Raw genomic sequence first — 24,477 nt, 5'->3', positions numbered from 1 at the left:
CAAATATGGCACAAAATACTAAAAAAGGTCCACCGGACCTGTCGTATGCTTGGCAACAAAAATACCCAGAGCATTACAATACTCTGGGTAAAAGAATCTTTAATTCAAACCAGTTCTGCTGTACTCCAAATACTACAGAACCATCATATTTTTCTACAGCTTTACGAATACTCTTCAATCCAAAACCATGGTTTTTACTATCCTTTTTTGTTGTTGTAATCAGATCCTCTTCATTTTTGGAAATTTCTGCTTCACAATAATTCTCTATCTTGATGAACACAAATCCTTTTTGAGCGGATACTGTCAGATGGATCAGTCTTTTTTCCGGATCTGGAATTAAAATTACATGTTCAATCGCATTATCCAAAGCATTTCCAAATATAGAACATATATCTGTTACATGCATATGATCCAATAATTTTCCATCTGCCACACAGGTAATCTGTATATGATTTTTTCGACAATGGAAAATCTTAGCTGCCAAAATCGTATCAAGTACCTGATTCCCCGTTCTGCTTATATTCTCAAAAGCAGCGATTTCCTTTTCCATGGAATCAATCCATTTTTTTCGTTTCTCTTCATCTGATTCCGCACGAAGTCCCGTTATCTGGTGTTTCAGATCATGGTATTTCATTTGTATGAGATCCAGGCTGTCCTGATAATTTCGGTATTGATCATACTGGCTTTTCAGCATCACGTTCATTACTGAAAGTTCTTTCTCGGCAACATACTCACTGATCCTGCTCTGATAAGCATGCAGGATTGCAATTCCTCCAAAATCGATCAGTGTTCTGATAGAAAAAATATCTGCACGTTCTCTGCTCGCAAATGGTGCATTTTCATTTAAAAAGCTCAGATTACTAAAAGCAAAGATTGCAACAGCCATGATTGCCGCCGCTACTACTTCCTTTACTGTCATCTGTTCAAGATAATTCTGCTTCAGAAGATCTTTTTCTAAATAAATATCAATAGTAAAGCAGCCTCCAAAAACAACCATCGTGATCAGAATTTCAACCCCGAGGCTCTGATTCCCCCATGCCTGTACAATAGATACCATCTGCCACTGCAGCGAAGCTGCAAACTCAGCAAGAACAAATGCACGGGCACAGCAATAAGCCGCTCCCAGAGGCTTCATATTTCCTCCGACCATAAGAAATCCATACATCATACCTGCAGCGATCATCATACAGGGAATCCACAAAATTTCAGTTACGCTGCCTGTCAAAGTCAGAAAAATACTCTGCATTGCCAACATGAAAAGACTGCCTATAAGAAAATGTACAGATTTCATGTTTTCTTTTTTTAGGATATAAAGATAAACCAGACACGATCCCCACTCTGCTATTGCCGTATAAATTCTTGGAATATCCTGATATAACATAGTATCCTCCATTTCGCATGAAATCATTCCATATTAAGGTTTTGCAGAAGCAGATTCATGAATTCTTTTTTTCTGGTTCTGCTGACAGGTATATGTACATTATGAATCACACAATCAGAACCAACAAATCCCTCTACATGATTCATATTTACCAGATATCCCTTTGCACATCGAAAAAAATTGTGTACCGCAAGTTTTTCTTCGAGTTCTTTCATCGTAATTCTTGAACAGTAATCTCCTCTCGAAGTATAATAAATTACATTATGTCTCTGCCCCTCAATAAAATAGATATCTGCTATATCTATCTTTACAACTCCTTCCCCAATCGGAATCGTAAGAAATTCTTTAACCTCAGAGCGCATACGTCCAACTGCTTTATCCAGTTTCTGCGAAAAAGAAAAGTACTCAACTGGTTTTACTACATAATCCATTGCATCAACTTCATATCCACGTACTGCATATTGAATCATATTTGTAATAAACATAATAATTACTTTCTGATCCATCTGACGGATTTTTTCTGCTGCTGTCATACCGTCCATGAACCGCATCTGAATATCCATCAGAATAATATCAAAACCGCCACTGTAATTCTCAGTGATATCTTCGCCATCACCAAATACCGTAACCTTTATTGATCTTCCCCTTTCTGTTTGATATTTCCGGATATACTCTGTTAATTGTTTTACGTAAATTTCTTCATCTTCCACAATTGCAATCTGTATCATCCTATACCCTCCACAAGAATTGCATTTTTTGTAACTGTTCAATCACACAATATAGTTCCAGTTTTTTATTGTTATTTTATAAATAACTTTTGTTTCAGTATATCACTGCTTATTTCTTGCGTCAAGTGGATGTAATATTACAAATTATAGCTGTATGATCTGGTGTTCTTTTATAATATATCCACAGTAAATCTCCTCATTCTTTAAATAGAAAGTAGAAATTCTGTTAAGTTTTCAATAGCATCTGGTTTTTCTGATAGTTCTTTCCCCATCAGTCCCTCTCCCATAATACTAGGATCCGCGCCAAGAGATACAGCGACTCGACTTGAATTCCATACAGCTTCATACATCATTTCCTGATTCTCTTTTGTTACTTTATTGAGAACGTAATAAAATGGTTTTCGAATACTTTCCGATAATTCCCCGATTTTTTTGGAAAGCCGTAGGGATTCATAGGATGGATCTATGATTATCAATATCAAATCTACACCGTTATCAATTCCACGTCCAAAGTGTTCAATACCAGCCTCCATATCCATTAGCGCAAATTGGTCTTCTTTAAGCCTGAGATTTTGGATAAATTGAGTCATAACAGTTCCCATAGCACAAGAACACCCTTCATTTGCTTGATGAATTTTTCCACTGCTCATCAGTTTTACACCGTCCTTCAGACTATAATAATCTTCCGGTATATCATCTATTGTCCAGGTTTCCTCAAAAAACTGATGAGTAAATTTTGATAACATCATATCATTTAAAACATTTTGTTTACCACCGAAATAGTCTGTAAAATCTCTGGGAAGCTTCATACCTAGCTGTCGGTGTAGACCATAATTAGATTCATCGGAATCAATTACCAAAATTTCTTTTCCTCGTCTGGCTAAAGCCTTAGCCAAAAGACTGGTTACTGTACTTTTTCCACATCCACCTTTTCCACAAACTGCTATTTTCATCTCTTATCTCCTTAAATACTTCTTACTCCACTTCCTCCAGTTCTGTTCCTTCTGGAAGAATATATCCGCAGTTATCACATACTCCATCCTCTGCAAGTATCCCGTCTTTCACAAAGGCTTCAATGCCTCCCGGTTCATGACAGCGTGGACAATCTAATTCCTGTATCTTTTTCTGATTTCTTACATCCTGGCAATTGGCAAATTCAATTTTACCCATAGTGATTCCTCCATTTTTATTCCATATCAATTTGTCTTCGCAAAAAAGTTCCTACCATACGGGAAAAATTGCTGATATTACGAATATAGGCAAAGTCTTTTCCATAGATTCTCTTTTCCACGGAGAGCTCTTCTTCATTCCCTACAAAAATACCAATTACGAAAATTCCCTGATTTCTGGCCCGACGCACCTCATATGCAGTATCTTTCACAGCTCCTTCTCCGTCATAGATCTTGGGCTGGCGGGTTCCTGGTCGTTGTATGCTCATATCACAGGGTTTTCCATCACTTAATACGATTAAAATCTTATTTTTTTCCGGTCGCTCCATGAGAGAGGAACAGACTGTTTTCAGTGCAAGCCCATCTCTGTTATTGGCATATGCCCGAAATTGAAAGATTCTTTCATTTGTTTCTCTTGGATCTTCATAATTCCGAAATCTCTGAAGTACTGTATATCCCCAGAAAGCACAGTATCCTGTCACCCGATGAGGAATTCCTGCCTGGCTTAATGCTTCACTGATAATATATCCCTGCGCCGCTACCTGAGCCTGTCTGCCAGCTTGGGAACCACTGGAATCAATCAGGACATCTATTACAAACTCAGAATCTTCTGATCTCTTTTTTCTATTAAATAACTTGTCATCGTCTGTTCTTCCAATTTTCCATAACCTTTCAGGAACAAGCTGCCCTGCATCAGATCTGCTGACAAAATCATCCTTTCGGATTATAAGTGCCCGTTTCAGTGACTCTGCCAACACAGAAATATTTCTTTTGATGATCCAGTGATTATTTCCATAATAGGCTTTATTTTTTTCAAACTGCAGCTGAGAAAAACGGTATTGATTATTTTTTATCACAGGGTTCTGCAAAATTCCATCTGTAAGATACAGGATACAGTTTTTGTGGATTCCTGTACAAAATTTCCGGTTAACTCTGGCCTGCTCCGATTCACTTAGATACGATTTTCCGTAATTCAGTTCCACATATTCCCGTATCCGTCGCACTGCCTGTGGATTTATATTCTCCGAGCTTTCCGGAATTTCTTCATTTTCCGGAGAGAAATAAAATCTTTTTTTCTTTTTGTTTCTGATATCCAGACTTATCATCTTTTTTTTGAGATTAGAAAGATATTTTTGAATGATGTCTTCCATCTGTTCATCCGTCATGCATTCCTGCCACACGTCATTGGCCAATGCCATATCCGGTAAATTCAGAATCTTCTCCAGATTTCCATTCCTTTTTTCAAAAGAGGGATCCAGAACATGATTATAAATCTCATCTATCACGTTTATGACATCTTCCGTATTTTCCGCATCCTTCAGAGAAAGAATCTTGTACAATGCAATCTCTGCCTGTGGATCCATTCCCTCATCGTCTGTGTTCTCCAGAACATGCCTTATATACAGAAGCCTAATCCTGTGAATCAGGTCTGTTCCAGCTTTGTCTGATACCTGCTCTTTCTCGGCCTTTTCCAATTCTCTGAACGCCCGTTCTCTGATTTCCTTTGTTCCCACACGTTCTCGAATGATAAAACGCTCCACTGCAGCATCCATGCATAATCCGGCAAGGGGCAAAAGCATATCTTCTCCAGCAGAAAAATGTAATTTTTTCATCAAATACATGCCAAGTTTCTTCTGATCAAAATATCGTGCAAAGGCACCCTGCTTCACTGCCTCATATAGAACCGTTTGTTTTGAATAAACATATTTTTCTGTGTCCGGTTCAAATTCCATATCATAATCACCACTGACTGTCCAAAAAAGATTTCTGATACGATTGCTGATCTCCAGACGATGTTCTTCCAGTTGTTCCGCCGGCCATCTGACATCCTCCATACAAGTTTACCCCCATATGTCTTTTCCGGTCCAGGAAGATGGGATTCTGGTAGAAACCACATCTTCTACGATCTCTTTTTCAAATACATCAAAACTTTTATTTATGATCCCCATCTGGATTGCATCAATTGGAGAAAGTCCGCTTCTTGTTGCTTTTACAGCAGAAACCAATCCTCTCAGGTCAAGAGATTTTGTTGAGATTTCTCCATGATAAGCTTTGATCTGCAAATCCAGAAACAGTCCTGCAAAAACTTTCAGTGCACTTTTTTCCCCATCTGGAAAATGTTGTCTTAATACAAAAAGGACACTATCCTCATCCATTTCAGGCATATCAATTACCATAAACCTTGAAACCAATGCTTCATTTAGCTCTCTGGTACCTGCGTAACCATAATTCATCGTGCCGATAAATCGTGTTGCCGGATGAAGTAAAATCCTATTATATCCTGGAATATCGATTCTGCGCCGATGATCCAGTGTGGCATGCAGTACAGAAACCGCATCATTTTTTGCCATATTGATTTCGTCCAGGATTCCAAATCCTCCAAATTCCGCACATTGGTAAATGGGACCTTTCCGAAGGCGAACTTCATTATTTATAAAGGTATCCGTTCCAATCAGATCGGCACTGTCTGTATTTACGTGAAAAGAAATGTCGTATTTCGGTCTTCCGAATATCCATGCCAGTGTCTCACATAGTACATTTTTCCCTGTAGCTTTCGCACCGGAAAGTAACAGGTTATCTCCCTGAAGAAGCGCTGCTATTGACATTTCCAGAATCTTTTTCCCATAAAATAGGATATCCGGTTTTTCTACCCGTTCCTTTACCTGATCCTCTACCTCATAACGCATGTGAAAATCTCTCAGTTCTCCAATCAGTTCCTGCGCTATCTTCTGGTCTTCTAAATATTTTTCTATTTCTGTCCAATGATTTCTCATGAAGATTTTCCTTTCTTTGCAATTAGTTATACCAAGTCAGATAATATTTCTGTTTACTCAATCTTCAAACTTTCAATCCTCCAACTCACAATCCTAACTTCTTTACAATTTCTCCCAGTGCACTTCTTACAGGAGAATCTTTCGGAAGCTGTATGATCGGCTTTCCATCACAGTCATACTGATATACCTGGTCATCATGTGGTACAACCCCTAACAATTCCAATCCCTGATTTCGGATTTCTTCCAGAGTTCCGGCATCCAGTTTTCCATCCGGAACACGATTCACGATTAATCCAGTTTTCTGTGGTTTAAAGTTTAACTCCTTCATCAGCTTTGCAATACGTCCGGCTGCCTGAACACCTCTTCTGGAACAATCACTCACAAGAATCGCAACTTCCATCATTGGCAGGATTCCTCTGCTGATATGTTCCATACCTGCTTCGTTATCAACCACAATATATGGATAATGACTTTGCAGTTTCTGAACCTGGGTCTGCACAAGGCCATTTACAAAACAATAGCAGCCCTGTCCCTGGGTTCGTCCCATTACCATCAAATCATAATCGTCTTCTTCTGCAATCGCATCAGAAAGACGCATTTCCAGATATGCCTGTTTTGTCATACCGGAGGGAATCTGATATCGTGGGTCTACGCCTGCCCGCTCAATTTCTTCTCTCAGCTCTCCAAGTGTGATCTCCGGCTCCACACCGAGCACTTCATTCAAATTTGCATTTGCATCTGCATCCACCGCCAGGACCGGACGTTTTCCGCTTTTACATAAATACTGGATCAACAATCCACAAAGAGTTGTTTTTCCTACGCCGCCTTTTCCTGATACCGCAATTACATGTCCCATATTTTTCCTCCTAAAATTCTGAACAATCTGTTGACTTTTTCTTTAAACCTCATTATAGTTGTTACTATATAAATTACAATAATCAGTCTGTGAGATTTGTATGGTTACTCAACATATCAGAAAAATTGTTGAGGAATCATATGATCCCAAATAATACAGGAGTATATAATGTCAGAAAAAACGAAAAAACAAGATCGCCGTACCCGCTATACCAGACAAACCATAAAAGATACGTTCTTAGAATTGTTAAAGCAGAAAAGTTTTACGAAAATTACAGTTACAGAGGTCTGCAAAAATGCTGAAATCAACCGTGGCACTTTTTATCTTCATTACTACGATATCTATGATGTATTATCAGATATTTTTAATGATATGACTCAGGATATGTTAACAACTGTAGATCATTTATTCTGTCTAAATCAAAAAAGCTGTTCCTATCCGTTCTGTCAGAAAATACAGATGGAATCACAATACAGGGCACTGTTTCTGGATGATGCAATTGCCCCTATTCTTCTGGAAAAAATAGCAGAAAATACAAAAGAAGGCTATGTGACCTGGCTTATGTCACACAGCCTCCTGACCTTTGAACAGGCAGAATCAGTTTTTTATTTTCAAATGAATGGCTGCCTTTCCATCAACAGACTGATGCTCCGCAATCACTGTAATGACTGGAAACAGATTCAGACAGTAATCGACAAATTTATCAAATCCGGGCTGGAAAGTTTTCTGATTCATGATCAGAGAGAAGAAAATGCTTCCGATAATTTTTGCAGCAAAATTTCTCCAACTGTTACCGCATCTTCTACACTCAGATAATGATCGGCATGATCCTGAAGAAATAGTTTTCCCGATGCAGGAAATTCTTCATCCGCAAACCATATCTTTAAAGTTACCGGATATCTTGGCAGAACTGGAAAAACAGCACACAGATCGGCCGTTGTCTCTGTGAATTCTGCACCCAGGCTTTTACATGCTTTTTTAATTTTTTCAGGATCTTTGCCCTGTAAGAGTTTTTCCAGTTTCTGCTCTGCTGTCCGGTCAAACTTGGTTCCACGTATCAATCCATCTTTCAGGTTACCAAAAGTAATGAGCTTCTGTGAGCCTTCTGTGCCATCGGCCATATCCAGATAATGCAACAACGTCAGATAATGCCATTCATCTATGTCTGAGTTAATATAGAATTCAGGAAGTTGAATTTCAATCGTTTCATAAAAACTCATTATCTCAAGTACATTTCGGCTGCTATGAAAAACAGCCCCACTTTTTGCAGCAATCTCCTCTCCAGAACGATTTTGTAACCGTTTTACTGCTGCCCGCAACATTTCCTGAAATGCACGATTTTCTGTTTGATTTTTGTATTCCATAAGTTCTCCTTTGTAAATATTTTATCGCATCATGTAATAATTAATGTTTATTCAAGGATTTTGGTGGTTTCATAAATTTGTCTACGATCAGCATATTATACAATCCTCCGTAATTTTCATTCCTGTGTTGACTTTTCCTTTAAATTTCATTATAGTTGTAATTATATTATTTACAATCATCAAAATAATAAATATGCACAGTTTCTCAACACATTAAAAAGAACTGTTGAGAACTTAGGATGTTTTAGACAAACCAGAAATATTTTTGTCTCAAAAATGTGAAAGCAAGATCATTATATCATACTACAAGGAGTTTCTTATCATGAAATATTCAACGAAATTAAGTGATACTGTTCATGTGATGGTTCTGATTGCTATCAACCAGGAAAAATCTCTCTCCAGCGCCTCAATTGCAGAAAGTGTCCATACAAATCCCGGCTTTGTACGCCAGCTTATGTTAAAACTAAAAAAAGCCGGACTTATGACCAGTGTAGCCGGACATGCCCGTCCTTCTCTTTCAAAACCAGCAGACCAGATTACATTGCTGGATATTTATAAAGCAGTTGAAGGTGATAAACCATTGCTTCATTTAGATACTCATACCAATCCGGATTGTGGCGTTGGCATTAACATTCAGTTATCTTTGCAGGGATTCTATAATGAAATTCAAAAAACTACTGAAGAAAAAATGAATACGATTACTTTACAGGATATCATAAATACCTATTATCAGCGAACATCCATGCAAAATGATTTACAAAACATTATATGACAGGAGAATATTCTTTTTCAGATATTGTAAAAGCACTTGATATCTACGAATTGCTCCGCTGCAAAGCAGCTCCCACAATTCCCATCATATCTCAATATAAAGTATTTGTCTAATGTTTCTATTAAGCAAATATTTGTCATACCAATTTGCCATAAGTACCAGAATATCAGGATTTGCGAAGGCAATTTATAGTAGATTTTGGCATATACATTTCGATTTTTTTTGAGTATAATAATTCCGAAAAAGTACTTTGATAGTAAATTAAATGCGACATTATCGTACAGGAGGCATGGGATATGATTATTACAATAGCAAGACAGTGCGGAAGCGGCGGACATGAAATAGGAAAAGAACTGGCTTCCAGACTTGGACTGGAATTCTATGACAGAAAGAAGCTTGAAGAAGAAGCAAAAAAACTTGGAAAGCTTGACGAAAACAAAGAATTTTTCCAGGAAAAAGCTGTAAACAGCCTGCTCTACAGCATTGCTCTAAGCTACGGAGAAAGCAATCCAATGGAAAAATCTTTTGAACTTATACGTGAACTTACGCAGCAAAAACCTGCCGTAATCATCGGACGCTGTTCAGGAGCGATTTATGCAAATGATTCTGAGGCAACTACTGTTTTTCTTCACGCAGATAAAGACTGCCGTATCAAACGTGTAATGGAGCGAGACAGCATCAATGAGAAAAAAGCTGCGAAACTGATAAAAGAAGTAGATGAAAAGAGAGCATCCTTCCACAAATTCTGTACAGGCAAAGAGTGGGAAGACGCCAGCCAGTATCAGCTGTCTATTGATACTGGAAAACTTAGTATTTCCGATGTAGCAGACATGATCATAAATTATATCAATGCTAAAAAGTCAAAATAAAAGCTCCTGTAAAACAATCCGGCTGCCGCAATCTGAAACGGCAACCGGATCTGAAAAATCCCTTACAAATCTCTTCTCTTTTGACATAGAATTTCAAAGTTCAAATGACTCCAGGTCATCTGGTATCAAAATTTTTCCATTAAAATATTTCTTTCCTTCATTATGATAAAGTTCTTTTCGCTGGGCTATATTTTTGTCCTCGGTATGATATAGCAGCAGATTTTCCACCTTAAGTTCTTCTGCCAACTGGCAGGCATCTTTTACTGTTGAATGATGTTTTTCATAGGGATGAAATATATCTGCCTGACCGTCTAAACAAAATGCTTCATGTAATAGCCATGTACTGTTTTCTGCATATTTCTTTTCATAATCATTGTATGGTTCATCTCCACAGCAAGTCAGTTTTTTGCCTTTTTCCAGTTCCATGCAAAATCCGAACTGTTTTGCTTTTGTTGACTGTATATCAAAAAATGTAACCTTTTTATTTAAAATATTAACAGCTTCTCCATCCTTAACAGCAATCAGATGAAGGTGTTTACCGATAAAACCAATTTCTTTTTTCTGCAGAAGCTTTTCTGCTAAATCTTTTAGCAGATCAATCACTTCATCATGAGCATATATTGTGGCTTCTCCTTCGTATTCTCCCTGTCTCATATACTGGCATATCATACGCATCATCCATAATATACCTGTAATGTGGTCAATATGCTTATGTGTTACAAAAATAGTTTTCACATTTTTCCAATCAATTCCTGCATGTTTTAATTGATGAAGTATTGTATTTCCACCGCCACCATCAACCATAAAATACTGATCATTTTCCTGTAATATGAAACAAGTATTATAACACTCTGTAACAAGTGCATTTCCAGTACCTAACATTGTAAGATTCATCTATTTTTCTCCTAAATCAATTCCAATTAACTTTTCCCTTGTTATTTTTCTTGAATTACCGCTTTAATTATATCGTTTTATCCATGTTTATAAACTCTGATTTAAGATATATTCCATCTGTCTTTCTTTGGTTTTCATACCCATTTTTTCATAGAACTTTTCAGCTGAAGTATTTCCTGCCCATACGTTCAGTGTTACTTCATAACAGCCCATTCGCTTTGCTTCATTTTTTACATATTCAAACAAACTCTCGCCGATATGCTGTCCTCGTGCCTGCTGATCAACACATAGATCATCTATAAAAAGAGACTTAAACTGTACCATATTAGTTGAAAAAGGCTGTTCCTGTAATTGGCAAAATGCATATCCCACACAAACATCTTCCTCGTTCACTGCTACATATATGGGTTTTTCTTCTTTTTCTAATAGCTCTGTCAATTGGCTTACAGTATATTTTGTGGTGTCAGGAATAAATATATCAGGCCTTATATCTGCATGGATTTGTAATACCTGTCCCAACAGTTCAATTATTCTTGGAATGTCTTTTTCTTCTGCTTTTCTAATAGTCATTTTTATCCTCCAGCTAACAGATTATTCTCAATTTACACTACTGGCTTTGCCGGTAATGGTCTGTACTTTGCAGTATAATAATCACACTCAATCCGGATGACACTGACAATTGAAACCAGCCGCTCATTAAACTCAAAATCCTTACCTGTTTGTATTTTCATTAAGGCACTCATGGCCTTAATTTTTTCTTGTGGTGCTTCCACAATCTCCGCAGTTCCAAATCCATCAAAAGAATAATAACTACACCCATATTGGCAGGCTACTTTACCTGAAAATGGTTGAACATCACACTCAATCTGAACACAGCAGTCTGAATTGTTTCTGATAATATCAAGCTTACGGCCTTCCAAAGCACCGTGCACATAAAATACAAGTTTATCATTTTCCATAACATAACCGTAGTTCATAGGAACTATGTATGGCTTTCCCTGATCCACCAGCCCAAGGTGCAAGACCTTACCAGAATCAAGTATATGTATGATCTCATTAAGATCTGTTACTTCTCTGTCTCTTCTACGCATAAAAAATCCTCCCATCGTACCTCTGATATTTTCATTTTTTTCTTCTCCGGATAACGGATTATTCCATAGTCAATTTAATCATAGCACATACCTTCCTGCTTGACAAATACATTGCCATGCAATAATTGTGGATATGGGATTATGCAGAAAGTAAAAGAATTGACAGAGAATGAACATATTCTGGGACTAGAGCGTGTCTGAAAAAGGCTCTGGAAAGTCCTGGAAAAAATAATTTTTTTATGGTCAGATTTGTGATATACTTTATGTATTACTTACAGACTCCCGGGAGGAGACGGCTATGCAAAATATAATTCCCGATGAAAGATATTCTGTGGCTGACGAAGCCATTTTAGGTGCTTTTTTCAAATTAGTAAAAGAAAAGAAGCCTGACAGGATTACTGTATCCGACATCACTAAAACAGCAGGTATTGCCAGAAGTACTTTTTATAATCACTATCAGGACATCCCTTCACTGCTCTCTGCAGTTGAGGACAAAACCATTCATGATGTTTTTTCCATGATGGAAAATTTCCAACCAAAAAATGACCGGGATATCTGCAGTTCCTATTTTCTGACCCTGTGCCGGTACACTATGGAAAATCCTTTTCTGTCCGGTCTTTTGAGTACGCCTCATGGAAATGATCTGTTTGAAAAAATGCTGACTATGCTCCATCATTATGTTACAGAAACTACATCTAATTCCAGACCTGCCAGGCATACAAAGGAAGAAGTTTCCTATGTGATCACCTGCGCCATCGGCAGTACTATCGGCGTTCTCCACAAATGGAGCCGGGATAATTTTAATCTGGCACCGGAAGTAATCGCTGATATTCTGTCTGAGATTTTTCTATCCGGTATGCTTCCACTTTTATCCTAGTACATCGTTTTCGAAGTAACTATACCACTCACTTGTCTGCGAATCCGATTGCACAGGTCTAAAAGCCTCAGCGTAGCCCGCTACGCCTGCGTTTTTATACCAGCACACTCGAATCCGCATTCTACGCGATTGGTATAGTTATTTACGAAACGATGTACTAGTGTGTTTTCCGCAAAATATAAGCCTCTGTTTTATTCCAGAGGCTCATCAATCAGGACATCCTGTCTCCTGATTTTCTTTGTTGTGTTGCGGATAAACGGATTTTTGCGGACAACCAGTCCTGTAATACGGCGATAGGTGGGCTGATTTTTGTTATATTCATCCAGAAATGCCTGAAGCTGTGTTTGAATTGCCTCTGCATCCAATGCTTTCGCTTCTACAACTGCCTGCTCCGGATAAATACGGGCAGTCAGGCCATTATCCTCGCCTGTCACAATAACTTCGCCTACCAACGGATTCAGCGCCAGCTTATTCTCAATCTCCTCCGGAGATACATTTTCACCGTTGGACAGGATGATCAGGTTCTTCACACGTCCATTGATAAACAGATAACCGTCTTCATCCATATATCCCTTGTCACCTGTATGCAGCCATCCATCCTTTAAAGTCTCTGCTGTCTCATCAGGCATCTGATAATATCCTTTCATAACGCTGCTTCCCTTTACCAGGATTTCACCGTTTTCAAATCTGATTTCTGCATTTTCAAGGGGTTTTCCAATAGAACCCTTTTTATGATTTTCCGGTGTATTATTGCTGATAACAGGGGAACACTCTGACATTCCATAGCCTTCCAGTACTTCAACGCCATATTCTGCAAAACGGTCAATATAATACGGATCCAGATGTGCACCGCCTGTAAAGATAATGCGCAGTTTTCCGCCGAATACCTTTTCTGCCAGAACTGCCTTCGGGATTGACGGATCAGCGGCAGCCAGTCTCTTATAAATAGTTTCGATCATCATTGGAACCATAAGCATAATATCCGGTTTGAAAATACTCATATTCCTTACCATATGGAGCAGGGAATCATTGATGCAAAGAGTTACACCCAGAGAGAATCCCTTCAGCCAGTCCATAACCAGGCAAAATGCGTGATGGATCGGAAGCACACTGAGCACGGCAGTTCCCGGTTCTGCTGTGATATTTACTGCCTCAACATTGGAAGCCAGATTGTTCTGTGTCAACATAACACCCTTGCTCTTTCCTGTTGTTCCGGAAGTGAAAATAATGGTCGCAATATCCTCTGCATCCGGGCAGACAGAATCTGCTGATGCGCTCTTTCCTGCATTTCGAAGTTCACCAATACCATATGCTTTTGCCGGTGCATCTTCTACCTCTTCCTGAAGCATCCACACTTTCTGAAGTTTCGGGCAGTTTCCAAGAAATGCATCCAGATATGGCCTAAGCTTCGGACTTAAGAAAAGAGCTACGGAATCAGAACGGTTAAGCAAATCGATCAGATCCTCACAGGGAAGTGCGGCATCCAGCGGTACTGCTGTGGTACATCCTGTAATGATTCCCAGATAGCTTTCCATCCACTCTACTGAACTGGTTCCGATCAGTGCAATGTGCTTTCCCTCAAAGCCTTCTGCAAGAAGACCTTTTCTGGTGAAACCTACATTTTCCATCAGTTCGCCATAGCTTCTTTCCATGATTTCCTTTTTATTGAGCCATTTTACTGCTTTTACTTCGTCAAATTTACGTGCACTTTCTTCTAATATATTTCTGATCAGCATATCTGTCCCCCATTATTATCTGAACTGTTCAATTGTTCCAAAAAAGATTACTGAAGTTCTTCCAGCAGATTTAAGGCTTCACCGAGAGTTGTGATATTCAGCACTTCGCTCTCATCAAGTTCAAGATCAAAGGTATCCTCAAGCTCACCTAAAAAGGACATAAAATCCAGAGAACTGAACCCCAGATCCTCCCGGAATTTCATCTCATTATTCATTTCTTCCGGTGCTACCCTGCTGTACTGTGCTACGATATTTTTAAATTCCATTTCCTGATTCATTGCATTTCCTCCTGATATTGATTTAGTTAAACCAGTTCCATAATTTCGCCGATGCTCATATCCGGCTCTGCGATTCCCTTAAAAAGAATACGCATCATATAATAATAAAGCAGCTCCATATCATGTTCCTCCAGATGAGCAGTCTGGTAATGATAGGAGAAGTTCATACCTCCATCTTCTGTATGGGATACGGTCAGATACATCTTCTTGGTGGCTGCACCGTTTGCAAACCATTTTGCATGCTGACGGATGGTTCCAAGCATTTCATTCTCCACCTTCACAGTCATTGGCTGATAAGTCAGATAACAGCTTTCATATCCTGTATGCTCCGGTGTATTGTATCTCTTTCTCATCTCATCCATAATAAGTGCCGGATCATAGTTGCTGTGCATATAGATACGATTCTGCATATTCTGGATCTCATAAGCAGCAGAAAGGAAATCTGTCTCCGGTGCGATCACTGTTCTGCATGGGAACATGATGGTTCTGCTTCCTCCAGAAGTCCACTCATCATGAGTAGAACGTCTGGATATAAAGTTCTGAATAGTGATATCTTCCTGTCCGTTATTTACCTTTGACAGATAGGTACGGATGCCAAGTAGAAGAAGATTAGTCATGGACAGCTGATGATTCATACAGAAATCCATCAGATTTTTAGTTGGTTCCGGCTCCAGATAATAATCCTTAACTGCCACAAACAGATCCTTCATCTCAATATCAGAAGAGCGAAGTTTGGGATTTCCATGACGCCTTCTCGCTTCCTCCAGTACGGACGGTCCCTGAATATCAGAATACAGAGGTTCGCCCAGTGCATCCAGCTGGTCATCCCAGAACTTCTTATCTTTTGCAAAACGTTTCTCGTTGCCTGCTTTTGCCAGGTCTTTTTTCAGTACTGTCTCAAAATCTGCCAGTTCCTGCGGATAGGCTGTTCCATATTTATAATAGGTATATAACTGAAACAGATCACCGATCATTACTACCAGACCACAGGAATCGATCAGTCTATGATCCATATGTACAAAGAAACCATTATATCCTTCCGGCAGCTTCAGCATAGTAAACTCGCACATGGGAATGTCATCACCGTCAAAGGTTTCGTATGCCCACTGTTGCATCAGCTCGTCTGCTTTTGCAAGGCTTCCCATTCCTGACAGATCCTTGAATCCGATATCCCTTGGATCCTGTTTTACAAGGTACTGTTGTACATTTCCGTCTTTATCAGGCTTTGTAAAACGGATTCTGGTGCATCCGGAACGTTCTGTTTCCATCTGAATGCATTTTTTTAATAATCCAAAATCTAGTTCAGCCTGTACAGATGCCACAACACTGACACCGGATACCTGCTGTGTACCGTAATCCATGATCCAGTTGTGGTGCATTTTCTGTGCTGCTGTTAAAGGATAGTAGTTTGTCATACTTTATTTAACCTCCATCACCCGTTTTTTCTCTTTTCCCGGGTACAAAAACATTACATACTTGTTCATCATTCCTTTTTTATTACGTGACAAAAAATAGCACAGATTTTTCCCAAATACCAGTACCCTCAGCACTTAATGAACACTTTACATAAAATTGACCGAGACTTATCATGCATTTAACAAAACGCATCTGATAAGTCCCGGTCAGGGATTGTTGTCATTCGTAATCGCCTTTGGCGGTTAAAAACAGGCACATTATTTTTCAGAATTACTGACATCATATTTCTCAAAAAACTCCATCACTGTACGCTGATACAGTTTCGGATCTGCATAGGCACTGCACAGATGCCTTGCTCCCTGTACAATGACCAGTTCCTTTGGTGCTTTGCACAGCATATAGTTCTGGAATGAATTGTTCGGGTACACATAAGTATCCTTCTCTCCATGAAAGAAAAGGACAGGTCTTGTATTCCTTTTCATAGCTTCTGTGGTATCTGCATCTTTCATACGAAATCCTGCCACAAAATGGCACAGACAGTTCATTTCCTTCAAAAGCAAAGGAATATAATGCAAATGAAACCAGTTGTCAGCCATATCCCGCATCTGTCTTTCCATAGACTGAAAACCACAATCTGCGATCAACCCTTTCACCTCTGACGGAAGCCTGTATCCGGATGCCATCAGTACAGCGGCAGCCCCCATAGACTGTCCATACAGATAGATTGGAAGCTTCTCCTTGTTTCTTTCGGACACATAAATTGCCCAACGCTGCACATCCCATTTTTCCTTTGCTCCAAAGGTGATATATTTTCCTTCACTTTCTCCACAGCATCGCTGTTCCATAAACAGAAGATTACATTGATGCTCATGGAGATATTTTGCCATAAATGACAGGGAACCAAATCTGCTGCCCCGATAGCCATGGCTTAATATGACAAATCTCTTTGCATTCTCTGCAGGCAGATAGAATCCATGGAGTTTTAATCCATCCACACTCCGGATATAGCAGTCCTGCATCTTCTGAGCTTCGCACCATGCCCTGCTCTCCTCATATTCCTTTGCATATCCGTTTCTGGGATGATTATCTCGTATATGGGATAATTCAAACCATTTTTTTCTTTCCTTTTTCCTTCCCCCTCTTTTGCAGCGGACCACCATGTTAAAAAAACGCCAGCCAATTTCCATAATCCCTGAGAAAAAAAGCAATCCTGCTGCTGACAACTTACAAATTTTTTTCTTCATCTCATTTTCTTTCTATAAATTTTCTCATAAATTCTTCATACCCACAAGGTTTTCCCCAGAAATATCCCTGGGTAAATTCCGGGCGCAGCTTTCGGATTTTGAGCCATTCCTGAGCATTTTCCACGCCTTCAATACAAATCTTCATATCCAGATTATGAATCATGGTGCAAAACTGATTCAGCAGATAATATTCCTGTTCATCTGCAACTGCTTTGGCAGTGAAAGAGCGGTCAATCTTAATGATCTCCGGTTTCAGCTCGCTGAGATAATGGAAGTTCGAATATCCGGTTCCAAAGTCATCCAGTGCAAGACTGATTCCCATCCGCCTCAGTTCTGATAGAAAATGCTTCTCATTAATATTTTGTTCCAGAAGATCACTTTCTGTCAATTCCACGATCAAGGCTCCCAGCGGCAGTCCGGCTTTTTGCATTTCCGCACTGATATCCTGGATCACATCAGACTTGGATGCCTGCACCTGGGAAATATTAATACTCACCCGGAACTTAGGAAGTACTTTTCGGATTTCATTGCATTTCCCCATAACCTCTCTCATCATCCAGCGGCCAGCAGGAATAATAAGTCCTGTTTCTTCCAAAATCGGAATAAACTCTGCCGGTGAAACCATTCCGAATTTTTCAGAAGCAAAACGCATTAAAGCTTCTGCTCCATAAGGCACCTTTTTATCTTCCGCAAATACAGGCTGATAAAAAGCCGTAAATCCCTGGAGTCCATTGTTCACAGCCTCCCGCAGTTCCTGGGTAATCTCCCTCTTCCGAAGAAATTTTCTGTAGGTTTCCCTGTCAAATATATAACAGCGGTTTCTTCCCAGCTTCTTGGCCTCATTCAAAGCAAAATCCGTCAGCTTCAGAGCTTCTGAATACTGGTCTCCCCCTAATGTCCCAAATGGCACAATGCCTCCAGAAACCGTATACATAACCTTAAACTTGTTAGCTTCAATGAATCTGTCTATTGCCTCTCTCACTTTATCATAAAGCTTCTCTGCATCCCTCACCTTGTCAGAAGAAACATCCAGGATCAGAAATTCATCTGCCACAAGCTTGTACACTTTCTGTCCTTCTGACAGGCAGCCGGAAATACAATCTGCTGTTTTTCTAAGTACAAAGTCACCGTACTCCTGTCCGAAGTTATCATTGATTTCCTTAAAATGATCGATTCCTATACGAAGCAGATATCCTGTTTCCAAAGGTGTATCCTGTTGATTCATATACTGCCGGAATCCTGTTTCTCCCAATAATCCGCTTATATTATCGGCCTTCTGTCTCTCTCCGATCTCGTTGATACAGCCGATCATATAAAGAGGTTTCATGTTATCATCCCGAACCAAATAACCTTTGCAATGAATCCAGACCGGCATTTTTTTCAGATCCAGCCATCGATACTCCATGCTATGGGTACAGCGGTCTGTTTTAAGAAGATCATCAAATTCCTCTTTCAGTTTTTCATAATCAGATTCATATACAAATTCTTTATGATTTGAAATTACATTATGAAAACCATTTTTCGGAATGCAGAAACGGTCAAGGGCCTGGTTTGCTATGTAATAAAAATCTGTCCGAAAATCAACCACATACGGGTAATTATCTGTAGTCGGACTCAGAAGATCGATCATGCTGCAAAGCTCATCCAATGGCATTCCCTGATATTTTTTCTCCTGCAGGATTACCTCATCTGTAATCTCCTCTGTGGAATGCTTTTCCATACGGGAAAGCAGATGTTCCAGATCAGTTGACCGCGCGATCTTCTTCCTGCGCTTCTGACGATACAGCATGGTATCACTTCGTCTTACAATATCTTTAAAGTCAAAATCTATATCTGGCTGATAATAGGCATATCCTGCTGATATGCTAAGCGGATAATCCAGCTTATGTATTTCCGCTGTTTTCTTCAAAATCAGCTCCAGTGTCTTCAGTCGTTCCGGAATCCTGTCCTTCTCATCACTGTGAAATACATACGCAAACTCATCGCCACCGATTCGAAAACAGTTCTTGACATTTTGAAATGCCTGACTGATACACTGATAACACAGTTTCAGTGCCTCGTCTCCTTTTTCATGTCCAAAATTATCGTTGATCACTTTCAGGTTATCCAGATCAAAAAGTACTACACCTGTAGTGCGCAGTTTTATTTCACCTTCATCCAGATACTTCACCATATTCTCGTAAGCATTTCGGTTCATGGCTTCTGTGAGCATATCCATATTGGCTATTTTCTGCAGATAGATCACCTTTTGTTTCTGGATATATTGATCGTAATATTGAGAAACCTGAATCCAGATCAGCATAATAATAAACAGCATGATTCCTGTGGAAAGCAGAATGGATGTCTGTTCAAATCTTCTTAAATAATAAAGAAACATTTCTGCCATTCCAAATCCCATGACCACGTACATAGGATACTGGAATTTTTTGGCTACATCATTTTCTTTTTTTCTGGCTTCGTAAAGAATGATCGCAACTGTGTAAACCGCATTGGCAACCATAATAACATGAGTTACAGAAAGTAACCGGGACATATCAATAATTCCTGTACACTGAAGTAAAACATCGACTGCCATATTTGCAAGATAAAGGCTGGAAAAAACTAATGCAACTTTGTGGTACCTGCTTTTGCAGATATCATATAACAGGAAATTAAATGGTACCGGGAAAAGAAAGAGTGAAAAATAATCCACAAAATATAAGGTTCTTCCATCCGGAATCAAAAACTGCACAAAACCACATTGTACCAGTGTCCATACTGCGACCAGCAATGAGAAAAATCCAAGGTTTAAAAAAATCTCAATTTTTGCTTCTGTCTTGTCTCTTCTTTTTCTTCGCGCTGCGCCACAATAGAGAATCAGGCAGATAACAGCGGCAAACAGGATTCCACAGCTGATTACCAGAGTTCCAAGACTGTCCGTCAGGATTTTCAGAATACAATCGCCTCGTGTTCCATATACAAGGCTGACTTCATTTCCATAATAGCCCTCATATACCGGAATAATTCTGACCTCCAGACTTTTGCCTGCGCTGTCTCCCGGAATATCCACAATGTGCCAGCAGCATCCAGGTGTTTCCATAAATCCCGGAGCATCCGGTTCATTTCCGTATTCATATATTTTTTCTCCATCCAGCCAAACTTCTGCAATGGTGTGGGTGGTTTTAAATAAGATGGATCTGGGAATATCGAAATCTTCAGGCAGAGCAATATTCTCTGATTTGATTTCTCCTTCTTTCAGTTCTTTTGTTTCGCACCGGATCGTATTATCCCAGAACAATTTTTCCCTGGTCGTACTCTGGCTGAAGATCCAACCTGAAAAACAAATGGCAAACAGTCCAAATGCGAACAGGGTGATCCATAATTTCTTTTCTATTTTCATAGCCTCTTCCTTTTCCAATATGCCTGCATTCTGAGACATATCCAATATAATTTCATTTGTATTTCTGCATTTCGCTTATTTCATTGTATCATAGATTTCTGAATAATTGTTAGTAATTTTTGACACTTTCTTTTTGGATAAATCCATTTTTTCTCCCAGGATATAAAAAAGACCATCTACATTTTTGCAGTAAATGATCTTTTCATCACTAATGTTCAAAAATCTCCAGGATAATATTGTTATCTTCCAAGTCTTCCCTTAAAATCTGCGTAACCAAACTCTGTAAGCCGTAACATAGTGTTGTCAGCACGTCTGAGCCAGATATCCGGCAGTGGCATTCCATTAAATGTATTATTCTTACAGGTAGTATAAATGGCCATATCTCCAAACATAAGAAGATCTCCATACTGGGGAATCTGCCTGAATTTGTAATCTCCGATCACATCTCCTGATAAACAGGTAGGGCCTCCAAGCCGAACCGTAATCCCCTCTTCTTTCAGTTTATCTGTACCAAGTAATGGCGGACAATAAGGCATTTCCAGTACATCCGGCATATGACAGGCAGCACTGGCATCTACAATTGCAATCTGTGTCTCTCCATTTTTCAGAACATCCAGTACACTGGTCAGGAAAAATCCAGCATTTAATGCCCACGCCTCTCCTGGTTCCAGATAAACTTCCACATCCCAATCATTCTTTGCCATCTGAATACATCGTTCCAGTCGTTCAATGTCATACCCTGGTCTTGTAATATGATGGCCACCACCAAAATTAATCCACTTTACCTGAGAAGCCAGATCACCGAAATGCTTCTTTACAGAAACAAGTGTTATCTCCAGATCATCAGAATCCTGTTCACAGAGAGTATGAAAATGAAGACCATCCAGTAAATCCAGAAGCTCCGGATTTTTCCCAATTGCCTCATCCCACTGCTTTCTTGTTGTGCCCATACGGCTCCCCGGTGCACAGGGATCATAAATCTCATGGCCTTCCTGGGTAGAACATTCCGGATTGATCCGAAGTCCCACACTCTTTCCAGCTTCCTTTGCCCTCAGTCCAAACCGAAGGAGCTGAGACGGAGAATTAAACACAATATGATCTGCATATTGAAGCAGTTCTTCAAATTCATCTGCCCGATAACCGGCACAGAATACATGGACTTCCTTTCCAGGCAATTCTTCTGCACCCAGTCTTGCCTCAAACAGTCCGCTGGCCTCAGTACCTGCAAGATATGGCTCTAAAAAGCCATAACAGTCATAGTTACTGAATGCTTTCTGCGCCAGAAGCATCTTACATCCTGTTCGCTCAGCCACTTTACCAAGAAGTTCAGCATTTTTTATAAGAGCTTTTTCATCCAGGATATAGCAGGGAGTTTTTATATTCCTAAATTCCGGCGGAATAACTCCGCCGGTTGCTGCAAATGGGGCTCTTTTATCCAATCCTTCCATTAGTCTACCAGCTTTGGATCGTGGCTTTCACTGCGTGGCAGACCATACTTGTCAAGCGCTTCCAGGAACGGATCCGGATCAAATTCTTCTACTGTATACACACCTGGTCTGATCCATTTTCCGGTCAGCATCATAAGTGCACCACACATTGCCGGAACACCTGTTGTGTAGCTGATTGCCTGACTTCCCACCTCATGATAGCATTCCTGATGATCGCATACATTATAAATATAATATGTTTTTTCTTTTCCATCCTTTACGCCTGTAAAAATACAGCCAATATTTGTTTTACCTTTTGTACGTGGTCCAAGACTTGCAGGATCCGGAAGCAGTGCTTTCAGAAACTGAATCGGAACAACTTCCTGTCCATTATACTGGATCGGTGTTGTAGAAAGCATTCCCACATCCTCCAGACAACGCATATGATCCAGATAGCTCTGTCCAAAAGTCATAAAGAAACGAATCCGTTTTACACCCGGAATTGTTTTTGCCAGAGACTCGATTTCCTCATGGTGAAGCAGATACATATCCTTATCTCCCACCTGGTCAAACTTATATTCTCTCTTAATGGCCATCGGCGGGATTTCCACCCAGTGTCCGTTTTCCCAGTAGCTTCCCGGTGCACTTACTTCACGGAGGTTGATTTCCGGATTAAAGTTTGTGGCAAATGCATATCCATGGTCTCCGCCATTGCAGTCCAGAATATCAATCGTATCAATCTGGTCAAATTCATGCTTTAATGCATGGGCACAGTATGCCTGTGTAACACCCGGATCAAATCCACAGCCAAGTAAAGCTGTAAGACCTGCATCCTCAAATTTTTTGCGATATGCCCACTGCCAGGAGTAATCAAAGTAAGCGGAAAAGCCCTCTTCTTTACAACGTTTCTCATAAATAGCACGCCATTGTGGATCATCCGTATCTTCCGGCTCATAGTTTGCGGTGTCCATATAGTTTACACCACAGGCCAGACATGCATCCATGATCGTCAGATCCTGATATGGAAGTGCAATGTTCATTACCAGATCCGGCTTATAATCATTGATCAGTTTGATCAGCTGATCCACATCATCCGCATCAACCTTGGCTGTGGTAAGAACAGTCTTTGTCTTTCCTCTTAATTTTTCTGCAAGGGCATCACATTTTTCCTTTGTACGGCTTGCAATACATAATTCTGTAAACACCTCATCTGCCTGACAACATTTCTGGATTGCTACACTGGCTACTCCTCCGCAGCCGATCACAAGTACTCTGCTCATAACTTCTTCTCCTTTTTCCTTATATATAACCGTTTCTTCAACAGTTTTTTATAGTGTTTATATTATCTGTATCCTTCAGATTTATTTTGTAATTGCCAGAAGCAGTTCCCGAAGTACCTTACATGCTGTTGCAGTGGAAACACCACTTACATCCAGCATAGGTGCCAGTTCATTCACATCTGCACCTACCACATTAGTCTGAGAAACTGTCTGTATTGCTTCCAGAAGTTCCAGGAAGGTCACACCTCCTGCCTCCGGAGTTCCTGTTCCCGGAAAAGCTGACGGATCCAGACAGTCCAGATCAATTGTAAAATATACCGGAACCTTTTTTTCTTTCAGTTCTCTGACTGTCTCTTTCAGTCCATCAAAAGTAAAGGGATGAAAATCCGTATGCTTCGAAGCAAACTGAAATTCTTCTCTCTCCCCGCTTCTGATGCAGAACTGGTGGATACGGTTATCTCCCAGAAGCTCATAGCATCTTCGCAGCACACAGGCATGACTTAATCTGGCTCCCAGATAATCCTCTCTCAAATCTGCATGTGCATCAAAATGTATGATATGAAGATCCGGATATTTATTGAATACAGCACGTACAGCTGCTAATGTTACCAGATGTTCCCCTCCCAGAAGCACCGGGATTTTTTCTGCTTTCAATATTTCCTCTGCCCGCTTTTCAATGTCTGAAAGAGCCATTTCACTGCTTCCGAAACAAAGCTCCAGATCACCACTGTCAAATACTCTGATATCCATAAGATCTTTGTCCTGATACGGACTGTAGGTCTCCAGTCCAAAGCTCTCATGACGCATGGCAGACGGGCCAAACCTGGCACCTGGACGAAAGCTTGTTGTGGAATCAAAGGGAGCACCATAAAGAACAACAGATGCCTCCTCAAAACTGCTTTCACAGCCGATAAAGGTTTCTACATTAGACTGAATCATAAG

General features: G+C 39.8%; 23 protein-coding genes. 4 read left to right on the top strand and 19 right to left on the bottom strand.

The features are described from left to right. Positions 1-73 precede the first annotated feature (73 nt). From ACTNC6_RS01700 to ACTNC6_RS01670, 7 genes are all read right to left on the bottom strand, one after another. Positions 74-1,381 (bottom strand): ATP-binding protein, encoded by a 1,308-nt coding sequence (locus ACTNC6_RS01700; protein ID WP_044996326.1) that lies wholly within the window; start codon positions 1,379-1,381, stop codon positions 74-76. Positions 1,382-1,404: 23 nt separating this feature from the next. Continuing rightward, the gene (locus tag ACTNC6_RS01695; protein ID WP_173690855.1) at positions 1,405-2,109 is read right to left on the bottom strand and encodes a LytR/AlgR family response regulator transcription factor; all 705 of its coding nucleotides are present in this window, start codon (positions 2,107-2,109) and stop codon (positions 1,405-1,407) included. 203 nt (positions 2,110-2,312) lie between these two features. Then, on the bottom strand, positions 2,313-3,062 hold the full coding sequence (locus ACTNC6_RS01690; RefSeq protein ID WP_441043041.1) for a nucleotide-binding protein: 750 nt from the start codon (positions 3,060-3,062) through the stop codon (positions 2,313-2,315). Between the two features lie 22 nt (positions 3,063-3,084). Continuing rightward, on the bottom strand, positions 3,085-3,279 hold the full coding sequence (locus tag ACTNC6_RS01685) for a hypothetical protein (RefSeq protein ID WP_015542178.1): 195 nt from the start codon (positions 3,277-3,279) through the stop codon (positions 3,085-3,087). Between the two features lie 16 nt (positions 3,280-3,295). Beyond that, positions 3,296-5,113: a cobaltochelatase CobT-related protein gene (locus ACTNC6_RS01680; protein WP_441043040.1), complete on the bottom strand. Its 1,818-nt coding sequence runs from the start codon at positions 5,111-5,113 to the stop codon at positions 3,296-3,298. A gap of 6 nt (positions 5,114-5,119) precedes the next feature. After that, positions 5,120-6,052 (bottom strand): AAA family ATPase, encoded by a 933-nt coding sequence (locus tag ACTNC6_RS01675; RefSeq protein ID WP_441043039.1) that lies wholly within the window; start codon positions 6,050-6,052, stop codon positions 5,120-5,122. Positions 6,053-6,137: 85 nt separating this feature from the next. Continuing rightward, positions 6,138-6,908 carry a nucleotide-binding protein gene (locus ACTNC6_RS01670; RefSeq protein ID WP_441043038.1) on the bottom strand — a complete coding sequence of 257 codons (771 nt, stop codon included), beginning with the start codon at positions 6,906-6,908 and terminating at the stop codon, positions 6,138-6,140. Positions 6,909-7,076: 168 nt separating this feature from the next. Here ACTNC6_RS01670 and ACTNC6_RS01665 point away from each other — a divergent pair, with 168 nt between their 5' ends. Continuing rightward, positions 7,077-7,724, top strand: a complete 648-nt coding sequence (locus tag ACTNC6_RS01665; protein WP_441043037.1) for a TetR/AcrR family transcriptional regulator — start codon at positions 7,077-7,079, stop codon at positions 7,722-7,724. Here the strand turns inward: ACTNC6_RS01665 and ACTNC6_RS01660 are convergent. Beyond that, the gene (locus ACTNC6_RS01660) at positions 7,646-8,272 is read right to left on the bottom strand and encodes a DUF3786 domain-containing protein (protein ID WP_441032277.1); all 627 of its coding nucleotides are present in this window, start codon (positions 8,270-8,272) and stop codon (positions 7,646-7,648) included. The genes ACTNC6_RS01665 and ACTNC6_RS01660 overlap by 79 nt on opposite strands. Positions 8,273-8,594: 322 nt before the next feature. On the opposite strand from ACTNC6_RS01660, the gene ACTNC6_RS01655 reads away from it, so the two are divergent. Beyond that, on the top strand, positions 8,595-9,044 hold the full coding sequence (locus ACTNC6_RS01655; protein WP_441032274.1) for an Rrf2 family transcriptional regulator: 450 nt from the start codon (positions 8,595-8,597) through the stop codon (positions 9,042-9,044). A gap of 296 nt (positions 9,045-9,340) precedes the next feature. Continuing rightward, positions 9,341-9,913 (top strand): AAA family ATPase, encoded by a 573-nt coding sequence (locus ACTNC6_RS01650; protein ID WP_441043036.1) that lies wholly within the window; start codon positions 9,341-9,343, stop codon positions 9,911-9,913. A 93-nt stretch (positions 9,914-10,006) separates the two neighbouring features. Here the strand turns inward: ACTNC6_RS01650 and ACTNC6_RS01645 are convergent, their stop codons facing one another. The 3 genes from ACTNC6_RS01645 to ACTNC6_RS01635 form a co-directional block, all read right to left on the bottom strand. Further along, the gene (locus ACTNC6_RS01645; protein WP_441043035.1) at positions 10,007-10,807 is read right to left on the bottom strand and encodes an MBL fold metallo-hydrolase; all 801 of its coding nucleotides are present in this window, start codon (positions 10,805-10,807) and stop codon (positions 10,007-10,009) included. Between the two features lie 87 nt (positions 10,808-10,894). After that, entirely contained in the window at positions 10,895-11,377 is a 483-nt protein-coding gene (locus tag ACTNC6_RS01640) for an N-acetyltransferase family protein (protein ID WP_441036809.1), read from the bottom strand. Positions 11,378-11,409: 32 nt separating this feature from the next. After that, on the bottom strand, positions 11,410-11,898 hold the full coding sequence (locus tag ACTNC6_RS01635) for a pyridoxamine 5'-phosphate oxidase family protein (protein ID WP_441043034.1): 489 nt from the start codon (positions 11,896-11,898) through the stop codon (positions 11,410-11,412). 298 nt (positions 11,899-12,196) lie between these two features. Here ACTNC6_RS01635 and ACTNC6_RS01630 point away from each other — a divergent pair, with 298 nt between their 5' ends. Beyond that, positions 12,197-12,775 carry a TetR/AcrR family transcriptional regulator gene (locus tag ACTNC6_RS01630; RefSeq protein ID WP_320813273.1) on the top strand — a complete coding sequence of 193 codons (579 nt, stop codon included), beginning with the start codon at positions 12,197-12,199 and terminating at the stop codon, positions 12,773-12,775. Positions 12,776-12,966: 191 nt separating this feature from the next. Here ACTNC6_RS01630 and ACTNC6_RS01625 read toward each other — a convergent pair whose 3' ends face one another. From ACTNC6_RS01625 to speB, 8 genes are all read right to left on the bottom strand, one after another. Beyond that, on the bottom strand, positions 12,967-14,511 hold the full coding sequence (locus ACTNC6_RS01625; protein WP_441043033.1) for an AMP-binding protein: 1,545 nt from the start codon (positions 14,509-14,511) through the stop codon (positions 12,967-12,969). 47 nt (positions 14,512-14,558) lie between these two features. After that, positions 14,559-14,789 (bottom strand): acyl carrier protein, encoded by a 231-nt coding sequence (locus tag ACTNC6_RS01620; protein WP_441043032.1) that lies wholly within the window; start codon positions 14,787-14,789, stop codon positions 14,559-14,561. Positions 14,790-14,815: 26 nt separating this feature from the next. Further along, complete coding sequence (locus tag ACTNC6_RS01615) at positions 14,816-16,204, bottom strand: condensation domain-containing protein (RefSeq protein ID WP_441043031.1); 1,389 nt, start codon at positions 16,202-16,204, stop codon at positions 14,816-14,818. Positions 16,205-16,462: 258 nt separating this feature from the next. Beyond that, entirely contained in the window at positions 16,463-17,449 is a 987-nt protein-coding gene (locus ACTNC6_RS01610) for an alpha/beta hydrolase (protein WP_441043030.1), read from the bottom strand. A gap of 1 nt (position 17,450) precedes the next feature. Continuing rightward, positions 17,451-20,828 (bottom strand): EAL domain-containing protein, encoded by a 3,378-nt coding sequence (locus ACTNC6_RS01605; RefSeq protein ID WP_441043029.1) that lies wholly within the window; start codon positions 20,826-20,828, stop codon positions 17,451-17,453. Between the two features lie 239 nt (positions 20,829-21,067). Further along, positions 21,068-22,276, bottom strand: coding sequence for a carboxynorspermidine decarboxylase (locus ACTNC6_RS01600; protein ID WP_441043028.1), 1,209 nt, complete (start codon positions 22,274-22,276; stop codon positions 21,068-21,070). Next, positions 22,276-23,535 (bottom strand): saccharopine dehydrogenase family protein, encoded by a 1,260-nt coding sequence (locus ACTNC6_RS01595; protein WP_441043027.1) that lies wholly within the window; start codon positions 23,533-23,535, stop codon positions 22,276-22,278. The genes ACTNC6_RS01600 and ACTNC6_RS01595 overlap by 1 nt, the downstream gene beginning before the upstream one ends. Positions 23,536-23,616: 81 nt before the next feature. Continuing rightward, on the bottom strand, positions 23,617-24,474 hold the full coding sequence (gene speB, locus ACTNC6_RS01590; protein WP_288788592.1) for an agmatinase: 858 nt from the start codon (positions 24,472-24,474) through the stop codon (positions 23,617-23,619). Positions 24,475-24,477: the final 3 nt, after the last annotated feature.

The sequence above is a fragment of the Blautia sp. HCP3S3_C4 genome (assembly GCF_052064095.1).
GTDB lineage: Bacteria > Bacillota > Clostridia > Lachnospirales > Lachnospiraceae > Blautia_A.
This window is presented reverse-complemented; position numbering and strand designations above follow the sequence as displayed.